The 26,726-nt window shown below is 61.4% G+C and carries 24 protein-coding genes and 1 pseudogene; 11 read left to right on the plus strand and 14 right to left on the minus strand.

All coding sequences use genetic code 11. From position 1 onward, the window contains the following. Positions 1-36: 36 nt before the first annotated feature. Complete coding sequence (gene cls, locus M5B99_RS15490) at positions 37-1,476, minus strand: cardiolipin synthase (protein WP_248804873.1); 1,440 nt, start codon at positions 1,474-1,476, stop codon at positions 37-39. Positions 1,477-1,606: 130 nt separating this feature from the next. On the opposite strand from cls, the gene M5B99_RS15495 reads away from it, so the two are divergent. Then, positions 1,607-2,122, plus strand: coding sequence for a DUF3617 domain-containing protein (locus M5B99_RS15495; RefSeq protein ID WP_248799055.1), 516 nt, complete (start codon positions 1,607-1,609; stop codon positions 2,120-2,122). A gap of 213 nt (positions 2,123-2,335) precedes the next feature. On the opposite strand, the pseudogene M5B99_RS15500 reads toward M5B99_RS15495, so the two are convergent. From M5B99_RS15500 to folE2, 5 genes and pseudogenes are all read right to left on the minus strand, one after another. Then, positions 2,336-2,557: pseudogene (locus M5B99_RS15500) on the minus strand (phosphoribosyl-AMP cyclohydrolase); the annotation flags it as partial. A 9-nt stretch (positions 2,558-2,566) separates the two neighbouring features. Then, on the minus strand, positions 2,567-3,454 hold the full coding sequence (locus M5B99_RS15505) for a metal ABC transporter substrate-binding protein (RefSeq protein WP_248804874.1): 888 nt from the start codon (positions 3,452-3,454) through the stop codon (positions 2,567-2,569). An 11-nt stretch (positions 3,455-3,465) separates the two neighbouring features. After that, the gene (locus M5B99_RS15510; RefSeq protein ID WP_412548739.1) at positions 3,466-4,335 is read right to left on the minus strand and encodes a metal ABC transporter permease; all 870 of its coding nucleotides are present in this window, start codon (positions 4,333-4,335) and stop codon (positions 3,466-3,468) included. Next, entirely contained in the window at positions 4,335-5,003 is a 669-nt protein-coding gene (locus tag M5B99_RS15515) for a metal ABC transporter ATP-binding protein (protein ID WP_248804875.1), read from the minus strand. The genes M5B99_RS15510 and M5B99_RS15515 overlap by 1 nt, the downstream gene beginning before the upstream one ends. Beyond that, on the minus strand, positions 5,000-5,896 hold the full coding sequence (folE2, locus tag M5B99_RS15520; protein WP_248804876.1) for a GTP cyclohydrolase FolE2: 897 nt from the start codon (positions 5,894-5,896) through the stop codon (positions 5,000-5,002). Before folE2 ends, M5B99_RS15515 begins: the two co-directional genes overlap by 4 nt. Before the next feature lie 128 nt (positions 5,897-6,024). On the opposite strand from folE2, the gene M5B99_RS15525 reads away from it, so the two are divergent. After that, the gene (locus M5B99_RS15525; protein ID WP_248804877.1) at positions 6,025-7,263 is read left to right on the plus strand and encodes an N-acetylmuramoyl-L-alanine amidase; all 1,239 of its coding nucleotides are present in this window, start codon (positions 6,025-6,027) and stop codon (positions 7,261-7,263) included. A gap of 129 nt (positions 7,264-7,392) precedes the next feature. Here the strand turns inward: M5B99_RS15525 and M5B99_RS15530 are convergent, their stop codons facing one another. Next, positions 7,393-7,773, minus strand: coding sequence for a glutamine synthetase (locus M5B99_RS15530; RefSeq protein WP_248804936.1), 381 nt, complete (start codon positions 7,771-7,773; stop codon positions 7,393-7,395). Positions 7,774-7,894: 121 nt separating this feature from the next. On the opposite strand from M5B99_RS15530, the gene M5B99_RS15535 reads away from it, so the two are divergent. Genes M5B99_RS15535 through M5B99_RS15545 form a run of 3 tightly spaced genes read left to right on the plus strand, consistent with a single transcriptional unit; the run spans position 7,895 to position 9,938 of the window. Further along, entirely contained in the window at positions 7,895-8,083 is a 189-nt protein-coding gene (locus M5B99_RS15535; RefSeq protein ID WP_412548740.1) for a hypothetical protein, read from the plus strand. Beyond that, positions 8,080-9,288, plus strand: a complete 1,209-nt coding sequence (gene zigA, locus M5B99_RS15540; RefSeq protein ID WP_248804878.1) for a zinc metallochaperone GTPase ZigA — start codon at positions 8,080-8,082, stop codon at positions 9,286-9,288. Before M5B99_RS15535 ends, zigA begins: the two co-directional genes overlap by 4 nt. Continuing rightward, positions 9,288-9,938, plus strand: coding sequence for a DUF1826 domain-containing protein (locus M5B99_RS15545; RefSeq protein ID WP_248804879.1), 651 nt, complete (start codon positions 9,288-9,290; stop codon positions 9,936-9,938). The genes zigA and M5B99_RS15545 overlap by 1 nt, the downstream gene beginning before the upstream one ends. A 159-nt stretch (positions 9,939-10,097) precedes the next feature. Here the strand turns inward: M5B99_RS15545 and M5B99_RS15550 are convergent, their stop codons facing one another. After that, the gene (locus M5B99_RS15550; protein WP_248804937.1) at positions 10,098-10,448 is read right to left on the minus strand and encodes an NADH:ubiquinone oxidoreductase; all 351 of its coding nucleotides are present in this window, start codon (positions 10,446-10,448) and stop codon (positions 10,098-10,100) included. Positions 10,449-10,482: 34 nt separating this feature from the next. Between M5B99_RS15550 and M5B99_RS15555 the strand changes: the two genes are divergently transcribed. Beyond that, entirely contained in the window at positions 10,483-11,469 is a 987-nt protein-coding gene (locus M5B99_RS15555; protein WP_248804880.1) for a CobW family GTP-binding protein, read from the plus strand. Between the two features lie 49 nt (positions 11,470-11,518). Here the strand turns inward: M5B99_RS15555 and M5B99_RS15560 are convergent, their stop codons facing one another. After that, on the minus strand, positions 11,519-11,923 hold the full coding sequence (locus M5B99_RS15560; RefSeq protein WP_248804881.1) for a DUF3301 domain-containing protein: 405 nt from the start codon (positions 11,921-11,923) through the stop codon (positions 11,519-11,521). Positions 11,924-12,036: 113 nt separating this feature from the next. On the opposite strand from M5B99_RS15560, the gene pdxY reads away from it, so the two are divergent. Next, a complete protein-coding gene (gene pdxY, locus M5B99_RS15565; protein ID WP_248804882.1) occupies positions 12,037-12,909 on the plus strand; it encodes a pyridoxal kinase PdxY in 873 nt (290 codons plus the stop codon). Positions 12,910-13,152: 243 nt separating this feature from the next. Here the strand turns inward: pdxY and M5B99_RS15570 are convergent, their stop codons facing one another. Then, the gene (locus tag M5B99_RS15570) at positions 13,153-13,638 is read right to left on the minus strand and encodes an acyl-CoA thioesterase (RefSeq protein WP_248799067.1); all 486 of its coding nucleotides are present in this window, start codon (positions 13,636-13,638) and stop codon (positions 13,153-13,155) included. A gap of 278 nt (positions 13,639-13,916) precedes the next feature. Between M5B99_RS15570 and M5B99_RS15575 the strand changes: the two genes are divergently transcribed. The 3 genes from M5B99_RS15575 to M5B99_RS15585 all read left to right on the plus strand — a co-directional run bounded on the left by M5B99_RS15575 (position 13,917) and on the right by M5B99_RS15585 (position 18,239). Next, positions 13,917-15,680, plus strand: a complete 1,764-nt coding sequence (locus M5B99_RS15575) for a cation:proton antiporter (protein WP_248804883.1) — start codon at positions 13,917-13,919, stop codon at positions 15,678-15,680. Between the two features lie 598 nt (positions 15,681-16,278). Continuing rightward, positions 16,279-17,757: an S-type pyocin domain-containing protein gene (locus M5B99_RS15580; protein ID WP_248804884.1), complete on the plus strand. Its 1,479-nt coding sequence runs from the start codon at positions 16,279-16,281 to the stop codon at positions 17,755-17,757. Beyond that, a complete protein-coding gene (locus M5B99_RS15585; protein WP_248804885.1) occupies positions 17,757-18,239 on the plus strand; it encodes a DUF6392 family protein in 483 nt (160 codons plus the stop codon). Before M5B99_RS15580 ends, M5B99_RS15585 begins: the two co-directional genes overlap by 1 nt. Positions 18,240-18,515: 276 nt before the next feature. On the opposite strand, the gene M5B99_RS15590 is transcribed toward M5B99_RS15585, so the two are convergent. The 4 genes from M5B99_RS15590 to uvrD form a co-directional block, all read right to left on the minus strand. Beyond that, a complete protein-coding gene (locus M5B99_RS15590) occupies positions 18,516-18,923 on the minus strand; it encodes an SMI1/KNR4 family protein (protein WP_017129371.1) in 408 nt (135 codons plus the stop codon). A gap of 136 nt (positions 18,924-19,059) precedes the next feature. Continuing rightward, positions 19,060-19,929, minus strand: coding sequence for a Tim44 domain-containing protein (locus tag M5B99_RS15595; RefSeq protein ID WP_248804886.1), 870 nt, complete (start codon positions 19,927-19,929; stop codon positions 19,060-19,062). A 190-nt stretch (positions 19,930-20,119) separates the two neighbouring features. Continuing rightward, positions 20,120-20,560, minus strand: a complete 441-nt coding sequence (locus M5B99_RS15600) for an EamA family transporter (protein ID WP_248804887.1) — start codon at positions 20,558-20,560, stop codon at positions 20,120-20,122. A gap of 104 nt (positions 20,561-20,664) precedes the next feature. Then, on the minus strand, positions 20,665-22,848 hold the full coding sequence (gene uvrD / locus M5B99_RS15605; protein ID WP_248804888.1) for a DNA helicase II: 2,184 nt from the start codon (positions 22,846-22,848) through the stop codon (positions 20,665-20,667). A 276-nt stretch (positions 22,849-23,124) separates the two neighbouring features. Here uvrD and M5B99_RS15610 point away from each other — a divergent pair, with 276 nt between their 5' ends. After that, positions 23,125-25,992 carry an EAL domain-containing protein gene (locus M5B99_RS15610; RefSeq protein ID WP_248804889.1) on the plus strand — a complete coding sequence of 956 codons (2,868 nt, stop codon included), beginning with the start codon at positions 23,125-23,127 and terminating at the stop codon, positions 25,990-25,992. Positions 25,993-26,726 lie beyond the last annotated feature (734 nt).

The raw sequence follows: 26,726 nt of genomic DNA on the forward strand, positions 1-26,726 counted from the left end.
CACTGCCTCAGGCGATGTCTGCGCCGAGGTCCATCTCTAGAGGATCGGCGAGATCAGCCGCGCGACCCGCATGCCGAGCTGTTGCAGGCGGTGGGTTTTGCGGCTTTCGTCCTTGGCCACTTCATGGGCCAGGGCAAAGTCCTGTTCGAGCATCTGTTCGACTTTCCGGGCGAAGGCTTCGTCCACGGTCAGCAACATCACTTCGAAATTCAGCCGGAACGAGCGGTTGTCCAGGTTCGCACTGCCGATGGCGCTGATCTCGTTGTCCACCAGCACCACCTTTTGATGCAGGAAGCCGGGACGGTAGCGGAACACCCGCACACCGGCACGCACCGCTTCGAAGGCGTACAGGCTGGAGGCGGCGTAGACGATGCGGTGGTCCGGACGTGATGGCAGCAGCAGGCGCACATCCACGCCGCGCAGCACCGCCAGGCGCAAGGCGGCGAACACTGCTTCGTCGGGGATGAAGTAGGGACTGGTGATCCAGACCCGTTCCCGAGCCGCATGAATGGCTTCGACGAAGAACAGCGAACAGGTTTCCACCGGGTCGGCCGGGCCGCTGGCGAGCAATTGGCAGAGTACGCCGTCATCCGGGTAGGACTCCGGCAGGATCAGTGGCGGCAGTTTGCGCGAGGCCCAGAACCAGTCTTCGGCGAACGACTCCTGCAAACAGGCGACCACCGGGCCGCTCACCTGCACATGGGTGTCGCGCCAGGGCGACAGCGGCGGATTGGCCCCCAGGTACTCGTCACCGACGTTGTGCCCGCCAACGAAGCCCACCAGGCCGTCGACTACCACCACCTTGCGATGATTGCGGAAGTTCACCTGGAAGCGGTTCAGCCAGCCGCTGCGGGTGGCGAACGCGCGGATCTGCACGCCGCCCTCGCGCAGGGTATCGACGTAGGTGTGGGGCAGGGCATGGCTGCCGATCCGGTCATAGAGTACGTAGACCGCCACGCCTTCAGCGGCCTTTTCCAGGAGCTTTTTCTGCATCCGTCGGCCGAGCTGATCGTCGTGGATAATGAAAAACTGCACCAGCACCGCTTCCCGGGCCTGGTCGATGGCCTGGAAGATCGCCTCGAAGGTCGCGTCGCCGTTGATCAGCAACTGCACCTGGTTGTTCGTCAGGCACGGCATGCGCCCCAGTTTCGGCATCGCCCGCAGCGAGGCATAGGCCTGGGAGCTGCGCGCGGCCAGGGCCTCTTCGACCCAGGGGCGCCAGTTCAGGTCGGCGATGGCCTTGCGCATTTCCACGTTGGCCTGACGCCGAGCCTTGATGTAGGCGTCGAAGGTGCTGCGGCCGAAGACCAGATAGGGAATCAGCGTCAGGTACGGGATGAACATCAACGACAGGGCCCAGGCGATCGCGCCTTGGGCGGTGCGCACGGTCAGCACGGCGTGGATGGCGGCGATCAGGCCAAGGGAATGAATCAGGGCAATCAGATAAGCGAAAAGGTGTGGGCCAAAATAATCCATGGGCGATCCTGCTCAGGCGTCTTCAATCTCTAACAGACCATGTTCCGTCGTTATTGTCGCTATTTAATTCTTGACGCAACCCCCGCATGATTCTGACGTCTAAGACGAACCATTCTCTAGGAGCTATTCGATGAACCTTCGTCTGCCGGGCCTGGCCCTTGTCCTTGGCTCAATGATTCCTGTCGCCCAGGCGCAGGTGCTGCAACCGGGTTTGTGGGAGCTGACCTCCAGCAATGTGCAGGTCGAGAACCAACAGCTGGATGTCGGCATGCTGATGGGCGTGCTGAAACAGAACACCACCCCGGAGCAGCGCGCGGCGCTGGAGAAGCAGGGAATCAACTTGGGCGGCGAGGGTGTGCGGGTGTGCCTGACGCCGCAACAGGTGGCTTCCGAATCGATTCCGCTGACCGACCCGCAATCGGGTTGCCAGCAGCAGGTCACCGAGCGCAACGGGCCGGATTGGAAATTCCGTTTCAGTTGTCCAAAGGCCCAGGGTGCCGGCGTGGCGCATTTTGTCAGTGACCGCGAGTTCAGCACCAAAGTCAGCGGCACGTTCAATGCCACCGGCATCCAGCAGAACGGCAGCATGGAGACGCGGGCGGTATGGATGGGACAGGATTGCGGGCCGGTGAAACCGCGTACCTGACACCGACGTAGTGCTCGTTTAATTGGAACACTGCGCAACCTGTAGGAGCGCTTGTGTGGGAGCGGAGCTTGCCCGCGAAGCTCTTGGCGGTCTTGAGGGCCCCTTCGCGGCGGTGCGGCGATCCGACAAACTCCGCTTGTGTCTGGCGTTGCGGATCAGCAGGCTGCTCATGCTCAAAAGTCGTTTTGCAGGGCCTTGTAGCCGCACACCAGATCAACGTTGGTCTGCGGCTGGTCGCCGGATGGAGCCTTGCAGATCGCTGATGACGTCTACCTCACCGTCACGAATCGCGTTGTAGAAACAGTTGGGGCGCTCGGTGTGGCAGGCCGGGCCTTGCTGGTCGACCCGCAACGGCACGGCGTCGCCATCGCAATCCAGGCGTGCCTCGACCGGGTGCTGGCGGTGCCCGGAGGTTTAGCCCTTGCGCCACAAGCGGCCGTGCACTCATTTGCTCAGCGCCGCGTGCAGGGTGTTCATGTTGTATTCGAACAGACCGGTAAAGGTACTGGCCGGGCCCTCGGCGGCGAGGGCGTCGGAGTATAGGGTGCCGCCGATCTGCGCGCCGCTTTCGTCGGCAATCTGCTGGAGCAGGCGGGCGTCCTTGATGTTTTCCATGAACACGGCCTTGACCTTGTCCTTGCGGATCTGGGTGATCAGCGCGGCGACTTCGGCGGCGGACGGCTCGCGTTCGGTGGACAGGCCCTGTGGTGCCATGAACTGGATACCGTAGGCCTGGCCCAGGTAACCGAAGGCGTCATGGGAGGTGACGATGCGACGGTTGCCGGCCGGCAGGTTGCCGAGCTTGACCTTGGCTTCAGCCAGCAGGCGGTAGATCTCTTTCAGGTAGGCCTGGCTGTTGCGGGTGTAGTCGGCCTTGTTCGCCGGGTCGACCTTGATCAGCGCCTGGGTGATGTTGTTCACATAGAGTTCGGCGTTGGCCAGGTTGTGCCAGGCATGCGGGTCGGGAATGGTTTCGCCGTCGTCGACCATGGTGTGGGAGATCACGCCCTTGCTGGCGGTGACCACGGGTGCCTTGGTCTCGGTGCTGGTCACCAGGCGGTCGAGCCAGGGTTCGAAGCCCAGGCCGTTCTTGACGATCAGCTTGGCGTTGAGCAGGGCCCTGGCGTCATCCGGCGTCGGTTCGTAGGTGTGGGCATCGGCGTCCGGGCCGACCATGCCGATCACGGCGATATGATCGCCGCCGATCTGCTGGGTGATGTCTCGCAGAATACTGAAGCTGGCGACCACGGGGAGTTTGTCGGTCGCCTGGGCGGTGGACAGGTTCAGGGACAAGGCCAGCACGGAGCTGAGCAGCACGAGTAGAGCGCGCATCGGATGACACCTCATTGGGATGTAAGCAAGGGTGGGCGGCGCAGCAAACCGTGCACCGGACCGAAGACCACGGACAGCAGGTAAAAGCCGCCTGCCACCAGCACAATGGCCGGGCCACTGGGCAGCGAGTAGTAGAACGACAGCAACAATCCGAAGGTGACCGAGACGCAGCCGATCAGCGCGGCGATCAGCATCAGCACCGGCAGGTTGCGGCTCCAGAAGCGCGAGGCGATCGCCGGCAGCATCATCAGGCCGACCACCATCAGCGCGCCGATGGCCTGGAAACCGATCACCAGGTTCAGCACCACCAGGGTCAGGAACACCCCATGGGCGAGGGGGCCGAGGCGGCTGACGGTTTGCAGGAACAGCGGGTCGAGGGTGTCCAGCAGCAGCGGGCGATAGATCAGTGCCATCAACACCAGACTGATGCCGCAGACCCAGAGCATGCCGGTCAGGGTCGGCCCGTCCACCGCCAGGGCCGAGCCGAACAGCAGGTGCAGCAGGTCCAGGCGCTTGCCGGCGATACCGAGGATCAGCACACCGCTGGCCAAGGAGATCGGGTAGATCGCCGCCAGGCTGGCATCTTCGCGCAGGCCGGTACGGCGGGTGATCCAGGCCGAGAGCCCGGCCATGCTCATGCCAGCACCGAGGCCGCCGAGGGTCAGGGCTGGCAGGCTCAAACCGGCGATCCAAAAACCGATGGCGGCGCCCGGCAGAATGCCATGGGCGACTGCGTCACCGATCAGGCTCATACGCCGCAAAATCAGGAACACCCCGAGTGGCGCGGTACTGCAGGCCAGGACCAGGCCGCCGATCAACGCCCGGCGCATAAAGACGAAATCCTGGAACGGTTGCCACAGGTGGCTGGTGAACATCAGCATCAGGCTACCTGCGTAATGGTTTGTTGCACGATCAGCTCTTTGCTGGGAGCCAGTACGCAGCCGCTGCTCTTGATCCGCAAAGCGCTGGGAATATGTTCGCGCACGGCAGCCAGGTCATGGCAGACCACCACCAGAGTGCGACCCGCGGCGTGCCAGGCGTGGATATGTTTCCACAGCAGGGCCTGGCCATCCTCGTCGAGGGCGGCGTGGGGTTCATCGAGCAACAGGATCGGCGCTTCGGCCAGGCTCATCCGCGCCAGCAGGGCCCGCTGCAATTCACCACCGGACAACGCCATCAACGGGCGATGCTCCAGGCCGGCGAGGCACCAGTCTTCCAGCACGGCTTGCAGACGTTCGCTGCGTTGCTGCGGGGTTTGCTTGATGCCCCAGAATCCGGCGGCCACCAACTCTTGCAGGCTGATGGGGAACTGGCGGTCCAGATGTTGTTGCTGCGGCAGGAACGACAGGCTGCCGCGCCGTGGAACATCCAGGATGACTTTGCCGGATAGCGGCTTTTGCAGCCCGGCGAGGACTTTCAACAGGCTGCTTTTGCCGGTGCCATTGGCCCCGATCACGGCGGTCAGGCTGCCGGCCGCGAGTTCGAAATCCACGGCGGGAGTCAGGGGTTGGCCTGGGGCGCCCCAGCGCAGGCCTTGGCAACGGATCATGCCTGCCTCCAGTTCCAGTGGCTCTCGGCCACGGCGTCATGGGCGTGCAGGCTTTCGGCGTGGACCACCCGCAAGTGGAAAGCGCTGACCGATTCCGAACGCTTGAGCACCAGATTGAGACGGCGTGCCGCGTCTTCGCAGAACATCAGATTCTGGCCATTGGCGAGGGCGAAAGCCTGCTCGTCCGCGCGTTTGACCGCCGTCTGCACGGCGGTACCGAGGGCCGCCTCGGCTTCGTTGATCAGGGCCTCGAAGGCAAATCGATACGTTTTTTCATCTAGTTGAATTTGTAATTGTGCAATGCTGCGCTGGCTGTGAGGTGTGGCGACGACGCCTTGCGGTCCGCCGAGCCAACTGAGGATGTCACTGTGCACCAGGGGCTTGTCGGCGAAATCGGTGATGAACTGCTGTTGGATCAACTGCCGGGCGAGGGCTGCCGAGCACGGGCAAGTTGAGGAGTAGGCCACGTCAATTTTTAGTTCCACGTGGAACACTCCGTTTTTCAGTTCGGCTAAAACACTGACTGGATAGGTTTTCCAGCCGGTCAGCGGACTGACCAACGCCGGGCGTTTGAGCAGTAGATTTGTATGAATGCGCAGGTAGGCGTTGCGGGAAAGTCCGTCGTGGCTATCGAGAAATTGCTGTAATACTTCTCGTATCAGTGTGGGCGTCAGGTCGTCCTGCTCCAGTTGTTCCAGGGCCAGGTACAGACGTGACATATGAATGCCCCGCGCTTCGCCATCGTCGAGGCTGACACCAGCGTCGGCTTTGGCGCTGAGACGGTGGCCGTCAATCGAGACCGGCAGGGCAATGCCACACATGCCCACCCACTCGAGGGGCAAGGCTTGCCGGGAGGACTGCGCGGCGATATCCGGCAGCGTCAACGCATTCATGAGCAGGTCCATCGTCGGAAATAAAACGACATGTTATATTATAACTATTCGCTCGACGATGCCTTTTTTGGCTGGTGCTTTACACAACGACAACGAGTACGGACGCTCCCTTATCCGCGGTACCTGTTATGCATAGACGTCAGTTGCTCAACTTTTTATTGGCCGGTTCGGTGGTGCTGCCGTTCGGCTTGTCGGCGGCGCAGATCCGGAATGCGCGGATGTGGCGCGACGGCAACAAGCTGCGGCTGGTGCTGGACCTCAGCGGTCCGATTCAATACAAGACCTTTTCCCTGACCTCGCCTGAGCGGCTGATTATCGACTTGAGCGGTGCCAAGCTCACCGGGGATTTCCGACAATTGGCGCTGGGCAACACGGTGATCCGCTCGATCCGTTCCGGGCATTTCGGCCAGGGCGACACGCGGATTGTCCTCGACCTGGCCAGCCCGGTTCAGCTCAACAGCTTCCTGTTGCCGCCCGAGGGCGCGCAAGGCCACCGCCTGGTGCTCGACCTGACCAGCAACGGCGGCGCCGCGGTGGCTCCGGCGACCCTGGCAGCGGCACCGGTGGTTGCCCCGCCGCCGCCCGTGCGGCATGAGGAGGCGGGCGGCAAAGCCCATCGCAAGCGCGACATCATGGTGGTGGTCGATCCTGGCCATGGCGGCAAGGACCCGGGCGCACTGGGGTCGAAGGGTGAGCGCGAGAAAGACGTGGTGCTGTCCATTGGCCGGCTGTTGGCCAAGCGCCTCAAACGTGAGAAGGGCTTCGATGTGCGCCTGGTGCGCAACGACGACTTCTTTGTGCCCCTGCGCAAGCGGGTGGAGTTTTCGCGCAAGAACAACGCCGACATGTTTATTTCGGTGCATGCCGATGCCGCGCCGCGTATCACCGCCTCGGGGGCTTCGGTGTTTGCCCTGTCGGAAGGTGGGGCGACATCCACCACGGCGCGGTTCATGGCCCAACGTGAAAACGGTGCCGACCTGTTGGGCGCGCAGAGCCTGCTCAACCTCAAGGACAAGGACCCGATGCTGGCCGGGGTGATTCTCGACATGTCGATGAACGCCACCATCGCCTCCAGCTTGCAACTGGGGCATAGCGTGCTGGGCAGCCTGGAAGGCATCACCACCTTGCACCAGAAGCGCGTGGAGCAGGCGGGGTTCGCGGTGCTGAAGTCGCCGGACGTGCCGTCGATCCTGGTGGAGACCGGTTTTATCTCCAATGCCCGCGACAGTCAGCGGCTGGTGACAGCGCGGCACCAGCAGGCGATTGCCGATGGGTTGTTCGAGGGTTTGAAGCGTTACTTCGAGAAGAACCCGCCGGCGGACAGCTATATCGCTTGGCAGCAGCAGATGAAGGAAGGGGTGGTATAAGACTGGCTGCCACACCATTGTGGGAGCCGGCTTGCCGGCGATGGCGGCCGGAGGGTAGTCGCTAGGCTCAAGGGCCTCATCGTTGGCAAGCCAGGCCCCTGCAAGGGGCGTGCGTTACCCTGGGATTGCCTAGCACCCCACCATCCGGTCGCAGACAAACTTCTTGCTCAACCCGCCTGAACTGGAAAAACGGTTCTGGGTAGTCCAGCCCACCCGCCGGCTGTAACCGACCCAGGCTTCACCGTCCGAGGCTATCCCGGTGAAGAACGTCAACTGCCCATAGCGACTACTGGTCTGCGCCCAGTAGCGCTTGCCGATCACTTCAAACCCCTGCAGGTAAATCGTCTTGCCCTCGGTGGCGACGCCATAGGCGTTGCCCAGCCCATCCTTGCACGCCAGCAGGTTGGCGCTGCGGGTGCAGCTCGTCTGGGGCATGGCCGGCACTTGGGCCTGGGCGTTCGCCGTCACCAGCAACAGGATCGGCAGCAGATAATTCAGGACAGCACGCATCGGTATTCTCGGCAACGGGATCAACGCCAGCATTGCCCCCTTCGTCGTGGCGAGCAAGCGGGGATTGGATTATTTGTATTGTTATAATATAACATCAAGTGAATTCAGGACCCGATCTCCCATGACTGAACACGAACTGCTCGCCCAGCCCGAAGCGGACTACATGAACGATGCCCAACAGGGGCTTTTCCGTGCGCGGCTGCTCGGCCAGCGCCATGAACTGCAGCAACGCATCAGCGGCGAGTTCGACCAACTGCGCGAGCACGAAACCAGCAGCGCCCCGGCTGACCTGATAAGGAAAACCCCATGACCCAACGTCTACCCGTGACCGTGCTGTCCGGCTTTCTCGGCGCCGGTAAAAGTACCCTGCTCAATTACGTCCTGCGCAATCGCGAAAACCTGCGGGTGGCGGTGATCGTCAACGACATGAGCGAAATCAATATCGACGGTAGCGAGGTGCAGCGCGACGTCAGCCTCAACCGCGCCGAGGAAAAGCTCGTCGAGATGAGCAACGGCTGCATCTGCTGCACCTTGCGCGAAGACTTGCTGGAGGAGGTCGGCAAGCTGGCTCGCGACGGTCGTTTCGATTACCTGCTGATCGAATCCACTGGCATCTCCGAGCCACTGCCGGTGGCCGAGACCTTTACCTTCCGTGATGAAAGCGGCCAGAGCCTGGCGGATGTCGCCCGGCTCGACACCATGGTCACGGTGGTCGACGGCATGAACTTCCTGCACGACTACCAGGCCGCCGAAAGTCTCGCCTCCCGTGGCGAAACCCTGGGTGAAGAGGATGAGCGTTCGATCACCGACCTGCTGATCGAGCAGATCGAGTTTGCCGATGTGATCCTGATCAGCAAGATCGACCTGATCAGCAGCAGCGACCGTCAGGAGTTGGTGGCAATACTGCAACGCCTGAATTCACAGGCGGACATCATTCCTGTGGTGATGGGTGAGATCCCGCTGGCGAAGATCCTCAACACCGGCCGTTTCGACTTCGAGCGCGCGGCCCAGGCGCCGGGCTGGTTGCAGGAACTGCGTGGCGAGCACGTACCGGAAACCGAGGAGTACGGCATTGCTTCCACGGCATACCGGGCGCGGCGGCCGTTTCATCCCGAGCGGTTTTTCGACTTTATCAACCGACCCTGGGTGAATGGCAAGCTACTGCGTTCCAAGGGCTTCTTCTGGCTGGCCAGCAAGTACCAGGAGGCCGGTAGCTGGTCCCAGGCCGGTGGCCTGATGCGCCATGGTTTCGCCGGGCGCTGGTGGCGGTTTGTGCCGAAACCGCAGTGGCCGCAGGATCAGGAAAGCATCACGGCGATCATGCAGCACTGGACCGCGGAAACCGGCGATTGCCGCCAGGAACTGGTATTTATCGGGCAGAACATCGACTTCGCTCAGATGACCGAGCGACTGGATAATTGCCTGTTGAGCGATGAGGAAATGGCCCTGGGGGTCGAGGGCTGGAGCGCACTGCCCGACCCGTTCGGTGTCTGGCATGAAGAGGAGGCCGCCTGATGCTGGCACCACGCTGGAAGGCCTTGCCGACGATTCGACAGGTGCGGGGCGAAGCGCCGACGGTGCTGGGTGAGATTCTCGACGAGGGGGTCAATCTGGCGGTCTGGCAGCGGCGGTTGCCGGGGCATATTGCCGATTTCGCGACCCTGTTGTTGTCATTGGGCGAGCCGTTGGCCGAATCCCTGAGCCTGGAGCTGGCCGATGACGAGGCGCAGCCGAATCTGCAGGGGCTGGCCTCGGGGTTTCGTGACCTGGAAGGTTATGAAGGGTTTTTGAGCGATGTGTCCTGGTTGGTCAGTGCCTATGCCTGCCTGCTCGGTGCGCGGCGGATCGGCCTGCGTTTGCGGGTGCTGGACAAGGCCATGTGCCCGCGTTTTCACGTCGACCATGTGCCGGTGCGGTTGATCACCACCTATGCGGGGGCGGGTAGTCAGTGGCTGGCGGAAGGGGCGATCGAGCGTCGGTTATTGGGCAATGCGGTGGCGGAGCCGGATGAGCCCGCGTTGATCCGGCAGGTGGACAGTGGCGCGGTGGCGTTGCTCAAGGGCGAGCGCTGGCATGGCAACGAAGGCTTTGGCCTGGTGCACCGTTCACCGCCGCTGCCGGAGGGCGAACGGCGGTTGATCCTGACCCTGGACTGGCTGGCTTGATCCGTACTATCGGCAGTGGCGTGCTCTGGTAAACGCCGCCAAACCCCTGTGGGAGCGGAGCTTGCCCGCGAAGGGAGCACCGCGGTCTTGCCGATACACCGCGTCACCGTTCTTCGCGTGCAAGCTCCGCTCCCACATTGGGATCGGTGACAGCCATGGCTATGGGGTTTGCCACTGTCCGCCGCTTTGGCTTTCACAGAACGGCTTGAGGTAGGCGGCATCGCCCGCCACGCCGTAATAGTGGATATTCTGCCGGTAAGGCATATTGGCCACTTGCGCGTTACCGCATACACCGAATGAACCGCCCGGGCATTGCTCGACGTACTCGACCTCGACCTTCTGCCCTGGCAGGTTCGGTTGGCAGAAGCCGTCACTGAACAGCTTGGCCGGGATATTGATGTTTTCCTGGCAGACTTTGACGTCCAACCGCTGCCCATGGCTATGTACCACGCAGGCCTGTGCCAGCACCTGGCCCGAGCCGAACAGCAACGCCAGGCAGATCAGGCGCATCATTCATTTATCTCTTTCAGATCATCGGCCCTATATGTTGCAGAACATTCCCACCCATGTCATCGCCGGCCCGCTGGGCGCGGGTAAGACCACCCTGATTCGGCAACTGCTGGCGCAAAGGCCGGAGGGCGAGCGCTGGGCAGTGCTGATCAACGAATTCGGCCAGATCGGCCTGGACGCCGCGCTGCTGACCCAGGGTGATGATGGTATCGCACTGGGGGAAGTGGCAGGCGGTTGTGTCTGTTGCGTCAACGGCGCGCCGTTCCAGATCGGGTTGACGCGACTGTTGCGCAAGGCGCGGCCGGACCGGTTGTTGATCGAACCCTCCGGGTTGGGGCATCCGGCGCAGATTCTCAAGCAACTGGCCGAGGCGCCATGGTTGGGAGTCCTGGCGCTACAGCCTTGCGTGCTGGTGCTGGACGCCCGGGCCCTGGCGGCGGGTAAACCGTTGCCGGAATCACAGCAGGAAGCGCTGGGGCTGGCAGGGCTGCGGGTGTTGAACAAGTCCGCAGGGTTGGACGAGTTTGAACGGCAACGGGTGCTGTCCCGGCTGCCTGAAGGGCCCGTGTGCTGGACGGAGCAGGGGGTGTTGGGGTTGGCTGAGTTGCTTGCCCTGGATCGCGGCGATCGCGGGCAGGCTCAGACCGACGGTGATATCGCGCTTTCCGCAGGCGCACCGGGCAACGCTCCATTGCCGGCGATCTGGACCGACCCGGCCCAACCGATCTGCCTGGACCACGCCCAGGACGGCAACTGGAGCATCGGTTGGCGCTGGCATCCGAGCCAGCGCTTCGATACGGAAAAGCTCCAGCGCTGGTTGTCCGGGCTGGATTGGTTGCGGGCCAAATTGGTTATCCACAGCCCGGACGGCTGGGTTTCCGCCAATGCTGTGGATAACTTGACGGTGCAGTGGCAGCCCAGCGAATGGCGGCGGGATTCGCGTATTGAGCTGATCTTCGGGGAAAAGCAGGAGATGGAGTGGCTAAATGCCGGAATTGCGCAGTGTCGTTTGTCGGGATGACAACGGTGAGTATGACATTGCTATCGCCGGCAAGGTCATCAGGGCGTTTTCAGCGTCGCGAATTGGTGTGGTCCTTGCCATGATCCTGGCGCCATTGGCTCAATTCGATCACTTCGGCGCTATGCACAGGCGGCTTGGCTTCGAACGGGTAGGGCGCCAGCTCGATATGGGCGCTGTGGGCGCCGAACTGGGTGATGGTCCCGGCGTGACGCTGCTCGCCGGTGACGGTGAACTCGAAGTTGTAGATCCGCGCCAGGCGCCGCCGACCATGGGCGTCACGGACAAAACCGATGCGCTTGAGGGCGACGGCGCCATCGAGCAGCTCGATGTCGAGCTTGGCGCAGTGCTGCTTGACCCGCTCCAGCGCCCGTTCGCGCAGGCCATGGTTGTGCCAGAGCCAGGCAGCACCGGTCGCCAGCAACATCAGCACGAACATATTTCCGAGGGTCAGCATGAACGCCACTCCAACAAAGTCAGCTCAGCTTAACTGGCTCCCCGGTCTGTCGTACAGGCTCTGTTTAGTCGCATACTCAGCGGCTTGAATCCACCGGCCTTCTGGAATACGGAATGAAACGCACTCCCCATCTGCTCGCCATTCAATCCCACGTGGTTTTCGGCCATGCCGGCAACAGTGCGGCGGTTTTCCCCATGCAGCGCGTTGGGGTCAATGTCTGGCCGTTGAACACCGTGCAGTTCTCCAACCACACCCAATACGGGCAGTGGGCGGGTGAAGTGCTGGCGCCGCAGCGGATTCCCGAACTGGTCGAGGGGATCGCCGCCATCGGTGAACTGGGCAACTGCGATGCGGTGTTGTCCGGCTACCTTGGCAGCGCGGCCCAAGGGCGGGCGATCCTTGGCGGTGTGGCGCGGATCAAGGCGATCAACCCCAATGCCCTGTACCTCTGCGACCCGGTGATGGGCCATCCGGAGAAAGGTTGCAGCGTGCCGACCGAGGTCAGTGATTTCCTGTTGGAAGAAGCGGCGGTCATGGCTGATTTCCTCTGCCCCAACCAGCTTGAGCTCGACAGCTTCTGCGCACGGGCACCGAACTCCCTGTTCGATTGTCTGGCCATGGCCCGCAGCCTGCTGGCGCGGGGACCGAAGGCGGTGCTGGTCAAGCACCTGGCCTATCCGGGCAAGCCGGCGGAGAGTTTCGAGATGCTCCTGGTGACCGCCGAGGGCAGCTGGCATCTGCGCCGCCCCTTGCTGGCCTTCCCGAAGCAGCCGGTGGGCGTCGGCGACCTGACCTCGGGGCTGTTCCTGGCGCGGGTGCTGCTGGGGGATAGCCTGGTGGCGGCGTTCGAGTTCGCTGCCTCGGCGGTGCATGAGGTGCTGCTGGAAACCCAGGCCTGCGCCAGTTACGAGCTGGAGCTGGTGCGGGCCCAGGACCGCATCGCGCATCCGCGGGTGCGGTTCGAAGCGGAGTCGATCAGCCTCTGATCAGCCTGGCGGTCAGCGCGCTGCTGCTTTTTGGGGAGCAGCGGGTGGCTACTTTTTTGTCGGAGCAATGGATCGCTGATGGTGTGGGAGCGGTGCTTGCCCGCGAAGAACGATGACGCGGTGTATCTGCCGGCACCGCGGTGCTCTTTTCGCGGGCAAGCACCGCTCCCACACACAAGTACCGTTCCCAGAGTGACTGTGTTCAGTCCAGGTGGGCTCTACAGGTCCTGAGTTTCCCTTCGATCAAGGGCCGTCGGCCTTGATTTCCTGGTAACGCTTTTCCAGTTCCTGGCGAATCTGCCGACGCTGCTGCGCCTGCACATAGCGACGCTTGTCCTCGCTGCTGTGCGGCTGCAACGGCGGCACGGCGGCCGGCTTGCGCTGGTCGTCGACCGCGACCATGGTGAAGAAGCAGCTATTGGTGTGGCGCACCGAACGCTCGCGAATATTCTCCGTCACCACCTTGATGCCCACCTCCATGGAGGTGTTGCCGGTGTAGTTGACCGACGCCAGGAAGGTCACCAGTTCGCCGACGTGGATCGGCTCGCGGAAAATCACCTGGTCCACCGACAGGGTCACCACATAGCGGCCAGCATAACGGCTGGCACAGGCGTAGGCCACTTCATCCAGGTACTTGAGCAGGGTGCCGCCGTGGACATTGCCAGAAAAGTTGGCCATGTCCGGGGTCATCAAAACAGTCATCGACAGCTGGGCATTTCCGGGTTCCATAGCACGCTCACGGTTGGGTAGGCAGGGATTGGCTCAGGCACCTCTACGGGCGCTTCCTTCATTTTCACGGACACTCGATAACGGGACGCCGTCGACCGGGCCATCGTCACGCTTCAAGGGATCTGTTTCTACATATTGCACCGGCTTTTTGTCGGAAGTCGCGGTGATAACCTTCAGAAAGCCATGCCATAGAAAATTCTCACACTAGGAACGGTGATTGCTGACGGCTCAAAAGGCTGTCCCATGGCCGCTTTCCGAACAGCAAGGAGCGCCACGTCATGCATGCCATCAGTTTTATCCAGGACCTGGCCGTGATCATGCTGGTGGCTGGTGTGGTGACCATCCTCTTCCATCGCTTCAAGCAACCGGTGGTGCTCGGCTATATCGTCGCCGGTTTTATCATCGGGCCGCACACGCCGCCGTTCGGCCTGATCCACGACGAAGACACCATCAGGACCCTGGCCGAACTGGGGGTGATTTTCCTGATGTTCTGCCTGGGCCTGGAGTTCAGCCTGGGCAAGCTGTTCAAGGTCGGGGCCACGGCGTTTATCGCGGCGTTCCTGGAAATCGTACTGATGATCTGGATCGGCTACGAAATCGGCCGCTGGTTCGACTGGAACACCATGGATTCGCTGTTCCTCGGCGCGATCCTGGCGATTTCCTCGACCACCATCATCGTCAAGGCTCTCAACGACCTGAAGATGAAGAACCAGCGCTTCGCCCAGCTGATCTTCGGCGTGCTGATCGTCGAGGACATCCTCGGTATCGGCATTATCGCCTTGCTGTCGAGCATTGCCGTCAGCGGCACCGTGAGCTCGGGCGAAGTGTTCTCCACCGTGGGCAAGCTGTCGCTGTTCATGATCGTTGCCCTGGTGGTCGGCATCTTGCTGGTGCCACGGCTATTGGCCTATGTCGCCCGCTTCGAAAGCAACGAGATGCTGCTGATCACCGTGCTGGGCCTGTGTTTCGGCTTCTGCCTGCTGGTGGTCAAGCTGGAATACAGCATGGTCCTGGGGGCGTTTCTGATCGGCGCGATCATGGCCGAGTCCCGTCAGTTGCTGAAAATCGAGCGCCTGATCGAACCGATTCGTGACCTGTTCAGCGCGATTTTCTTCGTTGCCATCGGCTTGATGATCGATCCGGCGATCCTGCTCGATTACGCCTGGCCGATTGTCGTGATCACCGTCGCGGTGGTGCTGGGCAAGATGCTCTCCTGCGGGCTGGGGGCGTTTATTGCCGGCAACGATGGCCGCACGTCGTTGCGGGTGGGAATGGGGCTGTCGCAGATCGGCGAGTTCTCTTTCATCATCGCGGCGCTGGGGATGACCTTGCAGGTCACCAGTGACTTCCTCTATCCGGTGGCGGTGGCCGTCTCGGTGATCACCACGTTGCTGACGCCCTATCTGATCCGCGCGGCGGATCCTCTATCACTGAAGCTGGCGGCGGTGATGCCACGGCGCCTGGCGCGGGTGTTCGGGTTCTACGGTGAGTGGCTGCGCAGCATCCAGCCCCAGGGCGAGGGCGCGCTGCTGGCGGCGATGATCCGGCGGATCCTGTTGCAGGTGGGGGTCAACCTGGCGCTGGTGATGGCGATCTTCTTTGCCGGGGGCTTCTTCGCGGCGCCGATTGCCGATTATCTGGCCGACTGGATCAATGAGCCGAGCTGGCACAAGGGCCTGATCTGGGGCGGGGCACTGCTGTTGTCGCTACCCTTCCTGATCGCGGCGTACCGCAAGCTCAAGACGCTGTCGATGCTGCTGGCAGAGATGGGCGTGAAAGCCGAGGTGGCGGGACGGCACACCCAGCGGGTCAGGCGGGTGATCGCCGAGATGATTCCGCTGTTGTCGCTGCTGGTGATTTACCTGCTGTTGTCGGCGCTGTCGGCGAGCATTCTGCCCACCGGCGAGTTGCTGGTGCTGATCGCGGTGGTTGCGGCGGCGGTAGCGGCGCTGCTGTGGCGTTGGTTTGTGCGTGTGCATACGCGGATGCAGGTTGCCTTGCTGGAGACGCTGGAGCAGAAGAGCGATTCGGCGGGGCACTGAGGACCTGTACCTGTGTTATGGGGCTGTGTGAGGAACACCTTCGGGTGTGCCGGATTGCTATGTGTCCGGTCCGCGAACCTTTGCACAGCAGCCACCCTTCAGCATCGCGGCGGATGGTGGTGGTCTTTCAATGAGAAGGATTCACACATGGCTAGCTACATTGCGTTTCAATCCAATACCGCTGACACCCTTGTCCTGTTTTTCAATCCCGATGCACGAAAACACTGGGCAGTTGACACCCAAGACATCCGTTTCTGGCCGAAAGTTGTCGGTAGGGGGGGGATCTGTAGGAATCTGACCAAAACTTTCTACGTAATTTCCTGATAGTTCCCGATGGCGATGCCATTGGAACCGTGGCCTGTTAGCGTCCCGCCAGCTCATTCGCGAGGCATCACCGCGATATTTCGCTTGGCTCGACGTTCTACTCAAAAACCACAAGAATCAGGATATGGAAATGAATGCACGGTTACACCTCTCTTTTTCCCATGAAGTCTCCTCGGAATTTCTTCGCAATACACCGCAAGACCTTGGTTTGTCCGTAGCACCTGATGGCGTGCCGATGGCAGAGGATTTTCCAGCCACGATTGAGGGCTGAACCATGGGACGTGGAACAGCCAACGGAATCGGCCAAGGGTTACACGGTGACCTGACGACTACCGGAGCGGTGTGCATCAGCAGCCTGCCCAAGGCGGCACAAAGGCGGCGAGGTGTATTGCGGCTCGGGGATGTCACCACCGCATGCAAGAAGTGCGGTAAAACCGGCGCCATCGTCGAGAGCCTGCCGGCCATGAGATGGCTTGGTATTCCCACCGTGCTGGATGGCGCCGAAGTCCGCTGTGGCTGTCCTCCCGGCACTAACCGGCTGATCGCGCCTGTCGAGCGACCGTCTCGTGCCGCTCGCTCCGAGCCGATCAGCGAAGCCCCTCAACCGCACGGCGCGCCACACCTCAACCCGACGGTGCCCGGCGCGACGCCTGGTTCAAGTCAGACCTGCGTGTTCGCCAAGTCCTGCGTCAGCGTGCCCGCCGGCTCGACCGATGCCGGCACGGTCGCCGAACCCGCGGACAACTTTGGCGCCACGGCGCTGCTGGCGTCGACGGGCACCGCCGGCACGCTCGGGCGAATCGCCGGAACCTTGGGCCGCGACCTTGGCGCCTGGGCTGTACGCGGATTCAGCGGAGCCGCCGCCGGAGCCAGCCCGGCATTGAACGTCGTGCTGCTGGCTTTCTGGCCAAGGGCTATCGGCGACTCGACGCTCTACACCCCAGAGCAGTTGGCCAATATGCGTTCGGCCAGTACCCGGGTGCGCTTCCAGTTCCGTTACGATGACGCGGGAAAAATGCGGGTCTACGGCCTGCACACGAGACCGGGCAACGGCGCGGATCGCGTACCCGTTACCCAGGCCCGCTGGAATATCGGCGAGAGCGCCATGGTGGCCGACCTGGACGGCATCAGCATCACCTGGACCCCGAACAACGGTCCGGTGGTCAATGTGCCGACCCCTTATCCCGGCACGTCTGAACGGCTCGATAACCTGCTGGTCCATCCAATCCCGGTGGGCCAGGAAACACAGCTGACCCACTACCCCGGACAGGACGCCGAGGATCTGACGTGGCAGGATACGATCATCACGTTTCCGGCTGACTCCGGCGTGCCGCCGTTGTATTTGGTGTTTGCCAAGCCGGCCTTGAAACCGCTTGAAGTGGGCACCTTTGGGTCGTTTATCGGAAGGCTACGCAATGGTTTGCAGGCGGATCATATGCCCTCACAGGCGGCGATAAGGCGTTATCTGGAAAGTAGCGCGATAAGCTTCACAGAGAAGCAGATTGACGAGGCTTTAAAAAGCGCTGCTAGCATTGCCATTCCGGCATATGTTCATCAGAAATTCAGTGAAACCTATGGCTGGCGAAACACAAAGGAAAAACAAGCGCTAGATGCCGGCGACCTTCGTGGCGCTGTAGACAGCAATTTCGACGCGATTAAGCCATATCTCGTGGAGCATGGCTTTGCCGAGTTTGACCTTGAGACGGTCCGTTCCCAAATGCACAAGGTCAACGAAGAGCAGGGGTGGTACTAATGGATGCAGCAAAAATCAATCGGTTGGTAATAGGTCTTGGTCGTACTTACGACGAGCTTCTCGCCGAGGGTATGATTCAACCCGGATCAATAAAACCGTTATTCGAAAACAGCCAAAATGAGGATTTTATTCATAAGCCTGAACCAGGTATTGAATTGTGGTTTTGGGCTGAAACCAGGCGATTGGAGCGGGTAGTCTTTTGCTTAATTGCTCTGGCGAAGAATGAGCCTGTTTACACCGGGGAGTTACCTACCCCATTCACCCTTGCCATGGACCAAGCAGGCATCCGCACAATGCTCGGGGAACCCTATGAGTCCAAGGGACCAGTGAAGTTGCCGCTACCCATCGGCACTACAGGGGGGTGGGATGCATATCGACTCGGAGTCGAGTCCCATCCGAATGCGAAGGTAGCAGCACAGTATTTGCTAGATAAATCCGTGTGCGGCCTGGTGTTTACCTTGGTCGACAAGGGACACGACTGATCCTCTTAGCCAGGGCGTTTGGGTAAGTGCCTTGTCGACCCCTCTTGATCCGTTTTGCGAGATTGCTAGTTATCCGTCGGCACTGATTTGCTACCCGTAAAACGGTGCTGAGAACTCCGCCGAGGGCATCACTCAAAGTTGACGTGCCGCCAATGGCTTGTCGGGCTTCCAGGGGGTTTGAGACGGCAAGGCATACCGTCTGACCCAAACATCGCTTTTGCACGATGAGGGTCAAGAGACGGTCTCTACAAGTAGGGGTCATCGGGCTGGCGCGGATCAGCTTTCCAGCCACACATCCCGCGCCCAGTGCCATACCGATTCCCAGGACTCTTCGGTGATCAGCTCTTCTTCACCGGACCACAGCACCACGGTGCCGTCTTCCTCGACGCAGTAGTAGTTGTCACCGTCCTGGCAGATCGGGATCAGGTCCCGGGGCACACCGGAATCCCAGGCATTGGCGGCGACATCGGGCAGGTAGGTGTGCGACTGCGGATCGGTCACGGTCACCGGCTCCAGGCTGCCATACACCACGTCACTGACGGTCAGCAGGAATTCCTTGAAAACGAAGGGGATGTTGATGAACAACTCCTCTTCGACTTCGACCAACTGATCCTCGTCGGGCAACTCCAAAGGCACCGGCACGGGTTCGTTGGCTTCACGCAATTGTTCAATGACTTCTTCCACGGCCTCAATCCTCTTGCTTTATGGCGCGGTTCGTATCACGGGTCTTATACAGTAGCTTGCAAAAAGTACAATTGTGAAATGCAAAACCCCGGACAGGTCCGGGGTTTTTGTAGCTTTTTTCAGCGCGAGCCGTGGATCAGCCGTTCTGGCGAATACCGGCCACCAGCCAAGGCTGGTTGTCGCCTTGTGGACGCTCCATGTTCCAGCTTTCGCTGAAAGCTTCGCCCTGGTCGAAACGCGAGTTCTTCGACACACCGCTGAAGGTCAGGGTGGCGATGGTCTTGTCGGCGCGATCGTCCAGGCCGTCCAACTGCACGTGCAGGTTCTCGATGTAGGTGGACTGGAAGCCGTCACCTTCGTTCGCCCGTTCCTGTTTCAGGAATTGCAGCATCTGCGGGGTGACGAACTCGGCGATCTTGTCCATCTCGTTGGCATCCCAGTGCTGCTGCAGCGCCTGGAAGTGACTGCGGGCAGCTTCCAGGAAGCGCTCCTCGTTGAACCAGGCCGGTGCGTTGATCACGCGGCGCTGGGCGACGGGGGCGGAACCACCGAAGATCGAGTTCTGCGGCTGCGCCGGTTGCTCGAACGCTTCACGCTGGAACGGCGCGCCGGCCGGGGCCATGTGCTCCTGCTGCTTGCGTCGACGGGCGGCAATGAAGCGGAAGATCACGAAAGCGATGATCGCCATGATCAGGATGTCGAAGAACTGCATGCCCTGGAAGCCGCCGCCCATGAACATGGAGGCGAGCAGGCCACCGGCGGCGATGCCGGCCAGCGGGCCCAACCAGCGCGAAGCACCGCCGGCTTTGGCGGCAGCGCCCGCGGCACCGGCAGCACCGGCTGTCGCGGCTGCGCCACCGACACCCGCGGAAGGGGCCATCTGGCTGGTTTGATGGCTGGGGGCAGAGCCCATGCTCTTGCCGCCGCCGAAGCGCTTGGCGTTAGCATCCAGGCTCATCGTCAGACCGATGCAGAGCGCCAGGACGATACTGAGAAAACGTTGCATAAGGGTATTCCCGTTTGTGGAGTGCACGCGCGCCATACTGCACAGGTGAAATGTTACTGGCTAGCGCGAGAGTGTTTCCGGCTTTTGCCTGATCCTCTCATGCCCCACCTGAAGGTTTCATGAAAGGCCACTGTGCCGATGCCGTTTATTGCGTAATGCGAGTCGATAAACTCTGTGTGAAATATCCCGACTAGCGTCGAAGAGCCAGCATGACCACGCCAGCGGTAATCAGGCCGATACCGCCCCATTGGCGCAGGTCGAGCTTCTCGCCCAGCAGCAGCACGCTGATGACGGCGACGAATACCACACTGAGCTTGTCCACCGGGGCGACCAGCGAGGCCGGGCCGACCTTCAGCGCGCGGAAGTAGCACAACCACGAGGCACCGGTGGCCAGGCCCGACAACAGCAGGAACAGGTAGCTCCTGGCGGAAATCGAACTCAATGACTGATATTGGCCCGTTGCGTACAAAATCAAGGCCAGGCTGACCAATACCACGATGGTACGCAGCAGGGTGGCGAAGTCCGAGTTGACGTTATCGATGCCGATCTTGGCGAAGATCGCCGTCAGGGCGGCGAAAGTCGCCGAGAGCAGGGCCCAGAATGTCCACGAAGAAAAAAAGCCTGAGCCCATGGTGTGTCACGACCTCGATTGAATGATTGGACCGGCATGGCGTGCTCTCGGGGCGGGTGTCCAAGCGTTTCCATACGGGGTGCGGAAACACTTGAACGTCACGGTCAGACCGCTTCCAGCTTGGCGTAGCCGAGCATCAGCCACTTGCTGCCTTCGCTGAAATTCACCTGGACCCGGGCCTGGGCGCCGGCGCCTTCGAAGTTGAGGATCACGCCGTCGCCGAAGATGCTGTGGCGCACGGTCTGGCCGAGGCTGAAACCGGTGTCCGGAATGTCGCTGCCGCCGAACAGGCTGCTGCTGACTTGCGTCTGGGCGCCGCCGAACGGTCGGCTGACGCTGTTGGACAGGCGCACTTCCTGGATCAGCCCCTTCGGCACTTCGCGGACGAAGCGCGAAACCTTGTTGTAGGTCTCGCTGCCATACAGGCGGCGGGTCTCGGCGTAGGTCAGCACCAGGTTCTGCATCGCCCGGGTGATGCCGACGTAGGCCAGCCGGCGTTCTTCCTCAAGGCGGCCGGGTTCTTCCAGGCTCATCTTGTGGGGGAACAGGCCTTCTTCCATGCCCACCAGGAACACGTAGGGGAATTCCAGGCCCTTGGCGCTGTGCAGGGTCATCAACTGAATGCTGTCTTCGTGCTCGTCGGCCTGGGTGTCGCCGGCTTCCAGCGACGCGTGGCCGAGGAAGGCGGCCAGCGGCGACAGCTCGGCGTCTTCTTCGGCGGCCTCGAAGTTGCGCGCGGCGCTGACCAGTTCCTCAAGGTTTTCCACCCGGGCCTGGCCTTTCTCGCCTTTTTCCGCTTCGTGGTAGGCGATCAGCCCGGACTGCTCGATGACCACCTGGGTCATCAGGTGCAGTGGCATGTCCCGGGTTTTCGCCGCGAGGTCCTCGATCAGCTCGATGAATACCCCCAGCGCCCCGGCGGCACGTCCGGCCAGGGCCTTGTTGGCGACCAGCTGGCGCAGGGCTTCCCACATCGACAGCTCGCTGTGGCGGGCATGTTCGCGGATGGCCTCGACGGTTTTCTCGCCGATCCCACGGGCCGGGACGTTGATCACCCGCTCCAGCGCCGCGTCGTTGCCACGGCCTTCGAGCAGGCGCAGGTAGGCCATGGCGTTCTTGATTTCCGCCCGTTCGAAGAAGCGCTGGCCGCCATAGATACGGTACGGAATGCGTTCGCGCAGCAAGGCTTCTTCCAGCACCCGGGACTGGGCGTTGGAGCGGTAGAGGATGGCGATATCGCTGCGGGCCAGACCGGTTTTCAGGGCGCTTTCGATGGTTTCCACCACGTAGCGCGCTTCGTCGTGTTCGTTAAAGGCCGCATAGAGGTTGATCGCCTCGCCGTCGCCGCCGTCGGTCCACAACTCCTTGCCCAGGCGCCCGGTGTTGTGGGCGATCAGGGCGTTGGCGGCCTTGAGGATGCCGGCGGTGGAGCGGTAGTTCTGCTCCAGGCGGATGGTCACGGCATCCGCGAAGTCGGCGGAATACTGGTGGATGTTCTCGATTTTCGCGCCGCGCCAGCCGTAGATCGACTGGTCGTCGTCGCCGACCACCATCAGGCTGTCGCCGCCCTGGGCCAGCAGGCGCAACCAGGCGTACTGCACGGCGTTGGTGTCCTGGAACTCGTCCACCAGGATGTGCCGGAAGCGCTTCTGGTAGTGCGCCAACAGGCCCGGATGGTCGCGCCACAGGTCCAGGGCGCGCAGCAGCAGCTCGGAGAAGTCGATGACCCCGGCGCGGGCGCAGGCGGCCTCGTAGGCTTCATAGATGCTGCGCATGGTCGCCAGGAACAGGTCACCGCTGGCCTGGATATGCTGCGGGCGCAGGCCCTCGTCCTTCTGGCCGTTGATAAACCACTGGGCCTGGCGAGCCGGCCAGCGCTGTTCGTCGAGGCCGAGGTCGCGGATCACCCGCTTGACCAGCCGTTGCTGGTCGTCGCTGTCGAGGATCTGGAAGGTCTGGCTCAGGCCGGCTTCCTGCCAGTGCGCCCGCAACAGCCGGTGTGCCAGTCCGTGGAAGGTGCCGACCCACATGCCGGCCGGGCTGATGCCCAGCAACTGCTCGATGCGATGGCGCATCTCGGCAGCGGCCTTGTTGGTGAAGGTCACCGACAGGATCGAATGGGACGAGGCGTTTTCGACCTGGATCAACCAGGCGATACGGTGCACCAGCACCCGGGTCTTACCCGAGCCGGCACCGGCCAGGACCAACTGACGGCCAACGGGAGCGGCTACGGCCTGGCGTTGGGCATCGTTGAGGGAGTTCAGCAAAAAGGAGAGATCATCGCGCATCGACGCATTCTAGGGTGCCGGGCCTGGACGGGCAAACCCTAATGCTGAGCGGCGGCTCTTATGCCGGGACTCGCGCCGCGGCAGATAAAAAGATCGGCTGTGACGACCGGTCAGTCATCGGCTACAGGCGGCGTGGGGCCTTGCTTTGGCCCTGAACAAGGGCTCTGGCTCCTGGGTAATTCATTACATTTTATGACTTGAGGCAGTTTGGTCCAGCCGGATGCTTGTGTATGCTCCTGCCACGTTTATGGCTTAACCATTATAAGAATACTGCCCATGACCCAGAGCTTTGACGCGCTGAGCCCCTCGATGGCGGCTGGGCGGGTTATCCACAAACAGTTCGCCACTGAACTGACAGTCGAACGGACGCGCCTGTTGTACCAGGGGTCGTTGCTGCCGACTTTATTCATGTTGTTGAACGGTCTGGTCTGCGCCTGGTTGCTCTGGAGCCCGCAGCGCTACCTGCTGGTCAGCGTCTGGTTGGTGTGGTTGATGGCGCTGGTGGCCTTGCGCGTGATCCAGGTGGCGGCGTTCGATTCGGCGATACCCAGTCGCCAGGCCCAGCCGATCTGGCGACGCATGTTTCTGCTGGGCTCGGCGGTCAGTGGCCTGACCCTGGCCTGCGCCGGCATTGCCCTGGTGCCCACCGACAGTTTTCTCGAGCAGGCCTGGGTCTTCGGCCTGATCGGTGCCGCCACGCTGTCCGCCAGCGTGGCCTATGCCGTGAGCATCCCGGCGTTCCTGACCTTTACCTTGCCCTGCCTGTTGCCGGCCATCGGCTACCTGTTCTGGGGCGGTGGCGAACAACAGCAAGGCTGGGGCTGGCTCGGGCTGATCCTGCTGGCGTCGCTGAGCGTGGTCGCCCTGCAGGTCAATCGCCTGATCCGGCGCGGGCTGTTACGGCGCTTCCAGAACCAGGCGCTGATCGAGAGCCTGCAACAGGCGCAAACCCGTAGCGAACAACTCAACCAGGAGTTGGCGCGGGAAATCGAGCAGCGTCGCCGCGCCGAACAGGAGCTGCGCGAGGCCCAGGTCGGCCTGGAAAGCCGGGTCGCCCAGCGCAGCCTGGAGCTGGACGCGGCGAACCAGGCCCTGAGCAAAAGCGAAACGCGCCTGGCCCTGGCGTTGCAGGCCAGCGAACTCGGGCTGTGGGACTGGAACCTGCAGACTGACGAGGTGCATCACACCCAGATCAAGGAGCTGTTCGGCCTCGACCCGGAATACGTGACCTCGATACTCGGCCACCTCAAGCCGCGCCTGCACCCCGCCGATGTACCGATGCTCAAGCACGCGCTGGTGGAGCATTTGAAGGGGCGTACCGAGGATTATCTGATCGAGTACCGGGTCCGGCATGGCGATGGCCATTGGGTCTGGATCGAGGACCGCGGGCGGGCGGTCGAGCGTACCGCCGGCGGTCGGGTGTTGCGCATGGTCGGCACCCGGCGTGATATCAGCGCGCACAAGGAGCAGGAAGCCCAGCGCCAACTGGCCGCGACGGTCTTCGAGGCCGCCAGTGAAGGCATCGTGATTTTCGACCCGAACTACATCCTGCTGGCGATCAACCAGGCGTTCAGCCAGGTGACCGGTTACCTGCCCGAGGACATGCTCGGGCGCAATGTGGTCGACCTGCCGTGCAGCCGCGATGCCCGGCGCCACTATGCAACCATCCACCAGGCGCTGGAGCAGCACGGCAGCTGGCAGGGCGAACTGGTCGAGGCGCGCAAGAGTGGCGAGCTGTACCCGCAATGGCTGCAACTGAATGTGGTGCGCGATACGCGGGGCAATGTCAGTCATATCGTGGGCTTCTTCGCCGATCTGTCGGCCCGGCGTGAATCCGAAGAGCGCATGCGCTACCTGACCCACTATGACGAACTGACCGGGCTGGCGAACCGTTCGTTGTTCCGCGAACGCCTGTATGAGGCCCATCAGCAGGCTCGCCAGGGCGGCCGCAGCCTGGCGTTGCTGCACATCAACCTGGACCGCTTCAAATTGCTCAACGACAGCCTCGGCCATGAAATCGCCGACCAGTTGTTGCAGCAGATGGCCCGGCGCCTGGTCAACGCCTTGCCGGAAGCCAACACCATCGCCCGTTTGTCCGGGGACGAGTTCGCCGTGTTGTTCGACGCCTACGGCAATCTCTCCAGCCTGGCCCGGGTGGCGACCCGTCTGCTCGCCAAGCTGCGGGTGCCGGTGACCATCGATGAACACGAACTGGTGGTCAGCGCGTCCATGGGTATCAGCCTGTTGCCGGACAATGCGCGGGAAATCCCGGTGCTGCTCAGCCAGTCGAACATCGCCATGCAGCATGCCAAGCACCTGGGCGGAAACAACTTCCAGTTCTACACCGACAGCTTGCAGGCCAGCACCCTGGAGCGTTTGCAGCTGGAGAACCAACTGCGCAAGGCCATCGAAGAGCGGCAACTGAGGGTCTTCTACCAACCCAAGCTGTGCCTGGCCACTGGGCGGATGAACGCCGCCGAGGCGCTGGTGCGTTGGGAGCACCCGACCCTGGGCCAGGTGCCGCCGGGCGACTTCATCGGCCTGGCCGAAGAGACTGGCCTGATCGGACCAATCGGTGAATTCGTGCTGCGCCAGGCCTGCTGGCAGGCGTGCGAGTGGCAACGCGAAGGGTTGGCGCCGATCAGGGTCTCGGTGAACCTGTCGGTGCATCAGTTGCGCCAGGGCAAGCTGGTCAGCCTGGTGCGCCAGGTGCTGGAGGAAACCGGCCTGGCTCCGGAGTTGCTGGAACTTGAGCTGACCGAAAGCCAGTTGCTCGACAGCGTCGAACACATCATCGCCACCTTCCAGCAACTGCGCGACCTGGGGGTGAAGCTGGCTATCGATGATTTCGGCACCGGCTATTCGTCCCTCAGTTACCTCAAGCGCTTCCCGGTGGACTACGTGAAAATCGACCAGAGCTTTATTCGCGGCTTGGGCGAGGGCAGCGAGGACGCGGCGATCACCCGGGCGATTATTGCCATGGCCCACAGCCTGGAACTGAAGGTGGTGGCCGAGGGTGTGGAAAACCAGGAACAGCTGGATTTCCTCAGGGCCCAAGGCTGCGATGAGGTGCAGGGGTATCTGATCAGCCGGCCGGTGGCGGCGCAGGAGTTGATGCGGCTGCTGCGCAATGGCTTTTCCTAGGCGCCGGCCGCGACGGCGCCTGATGAGTGCTTAGGTGAATAGGGTGAGGTATTTATGTGCTACGAAAAACGTAATTCCACCTGTTAGCCAACCCCCGGTAAAGAAGGGGGGGATCAAGAAGGAGATTAAAAATATAGGGGGGAATTCGCCAAATTTAGATAAAGTATTGGTTTTTTTTCAATAGCATAAGGTGTTGTTATGTATTCTATAAGGCCACTCAGCACGCCGCAAAAATATCCGATAGATATTCCGGAAAATAATGCTAGGGTTGGGCTTGATTTAGATATGGATTTTTGTCGAAACATTAAAAAACAGAATCAACAGCGGGAAAATGAACGCGTAAACTTCCTGGTCCCAATGGTAGTGTATGGTTTTTTAGGGCGTCTATGATTGATAAGTGGAACAGCGCCAACGTTAGGGATAACAATGCGCAAAATTTCCAGTAGCAGAGTTTATTTGTCATGATCGAGTCTTTAGGATTTCAGTTAGATGCTTCACAGGTGGATTTGCTGGATTTTTAACTAGGGAAGTACGGGGGCACTAAAATTGTTGCCCTATATGGTGTTCATGAAAGTAAGCGGGTGCAAAAAACTCAGTTGTTAAATTGGGTTATTTTTGTTGATTTAATAATCAAGTAATTAAATGTCAGCAGTATCGAGATTGTCCATATTTTTAATGTTAGATAAGGGAATATGAATCCAATGATTAGTACCTCTAACGGAGTCCCTGTGATT

Origin of the sequence: Pseudomonas sp. MWU13-2100, from assembly GCF_023242365.1 — a bacterium.
Lineage (GTDB): Bacteria > Pseudomonadota > Gammaproteobacteria > Pseudomonadales > Pseudomonadaceae > Aquipseudomonas.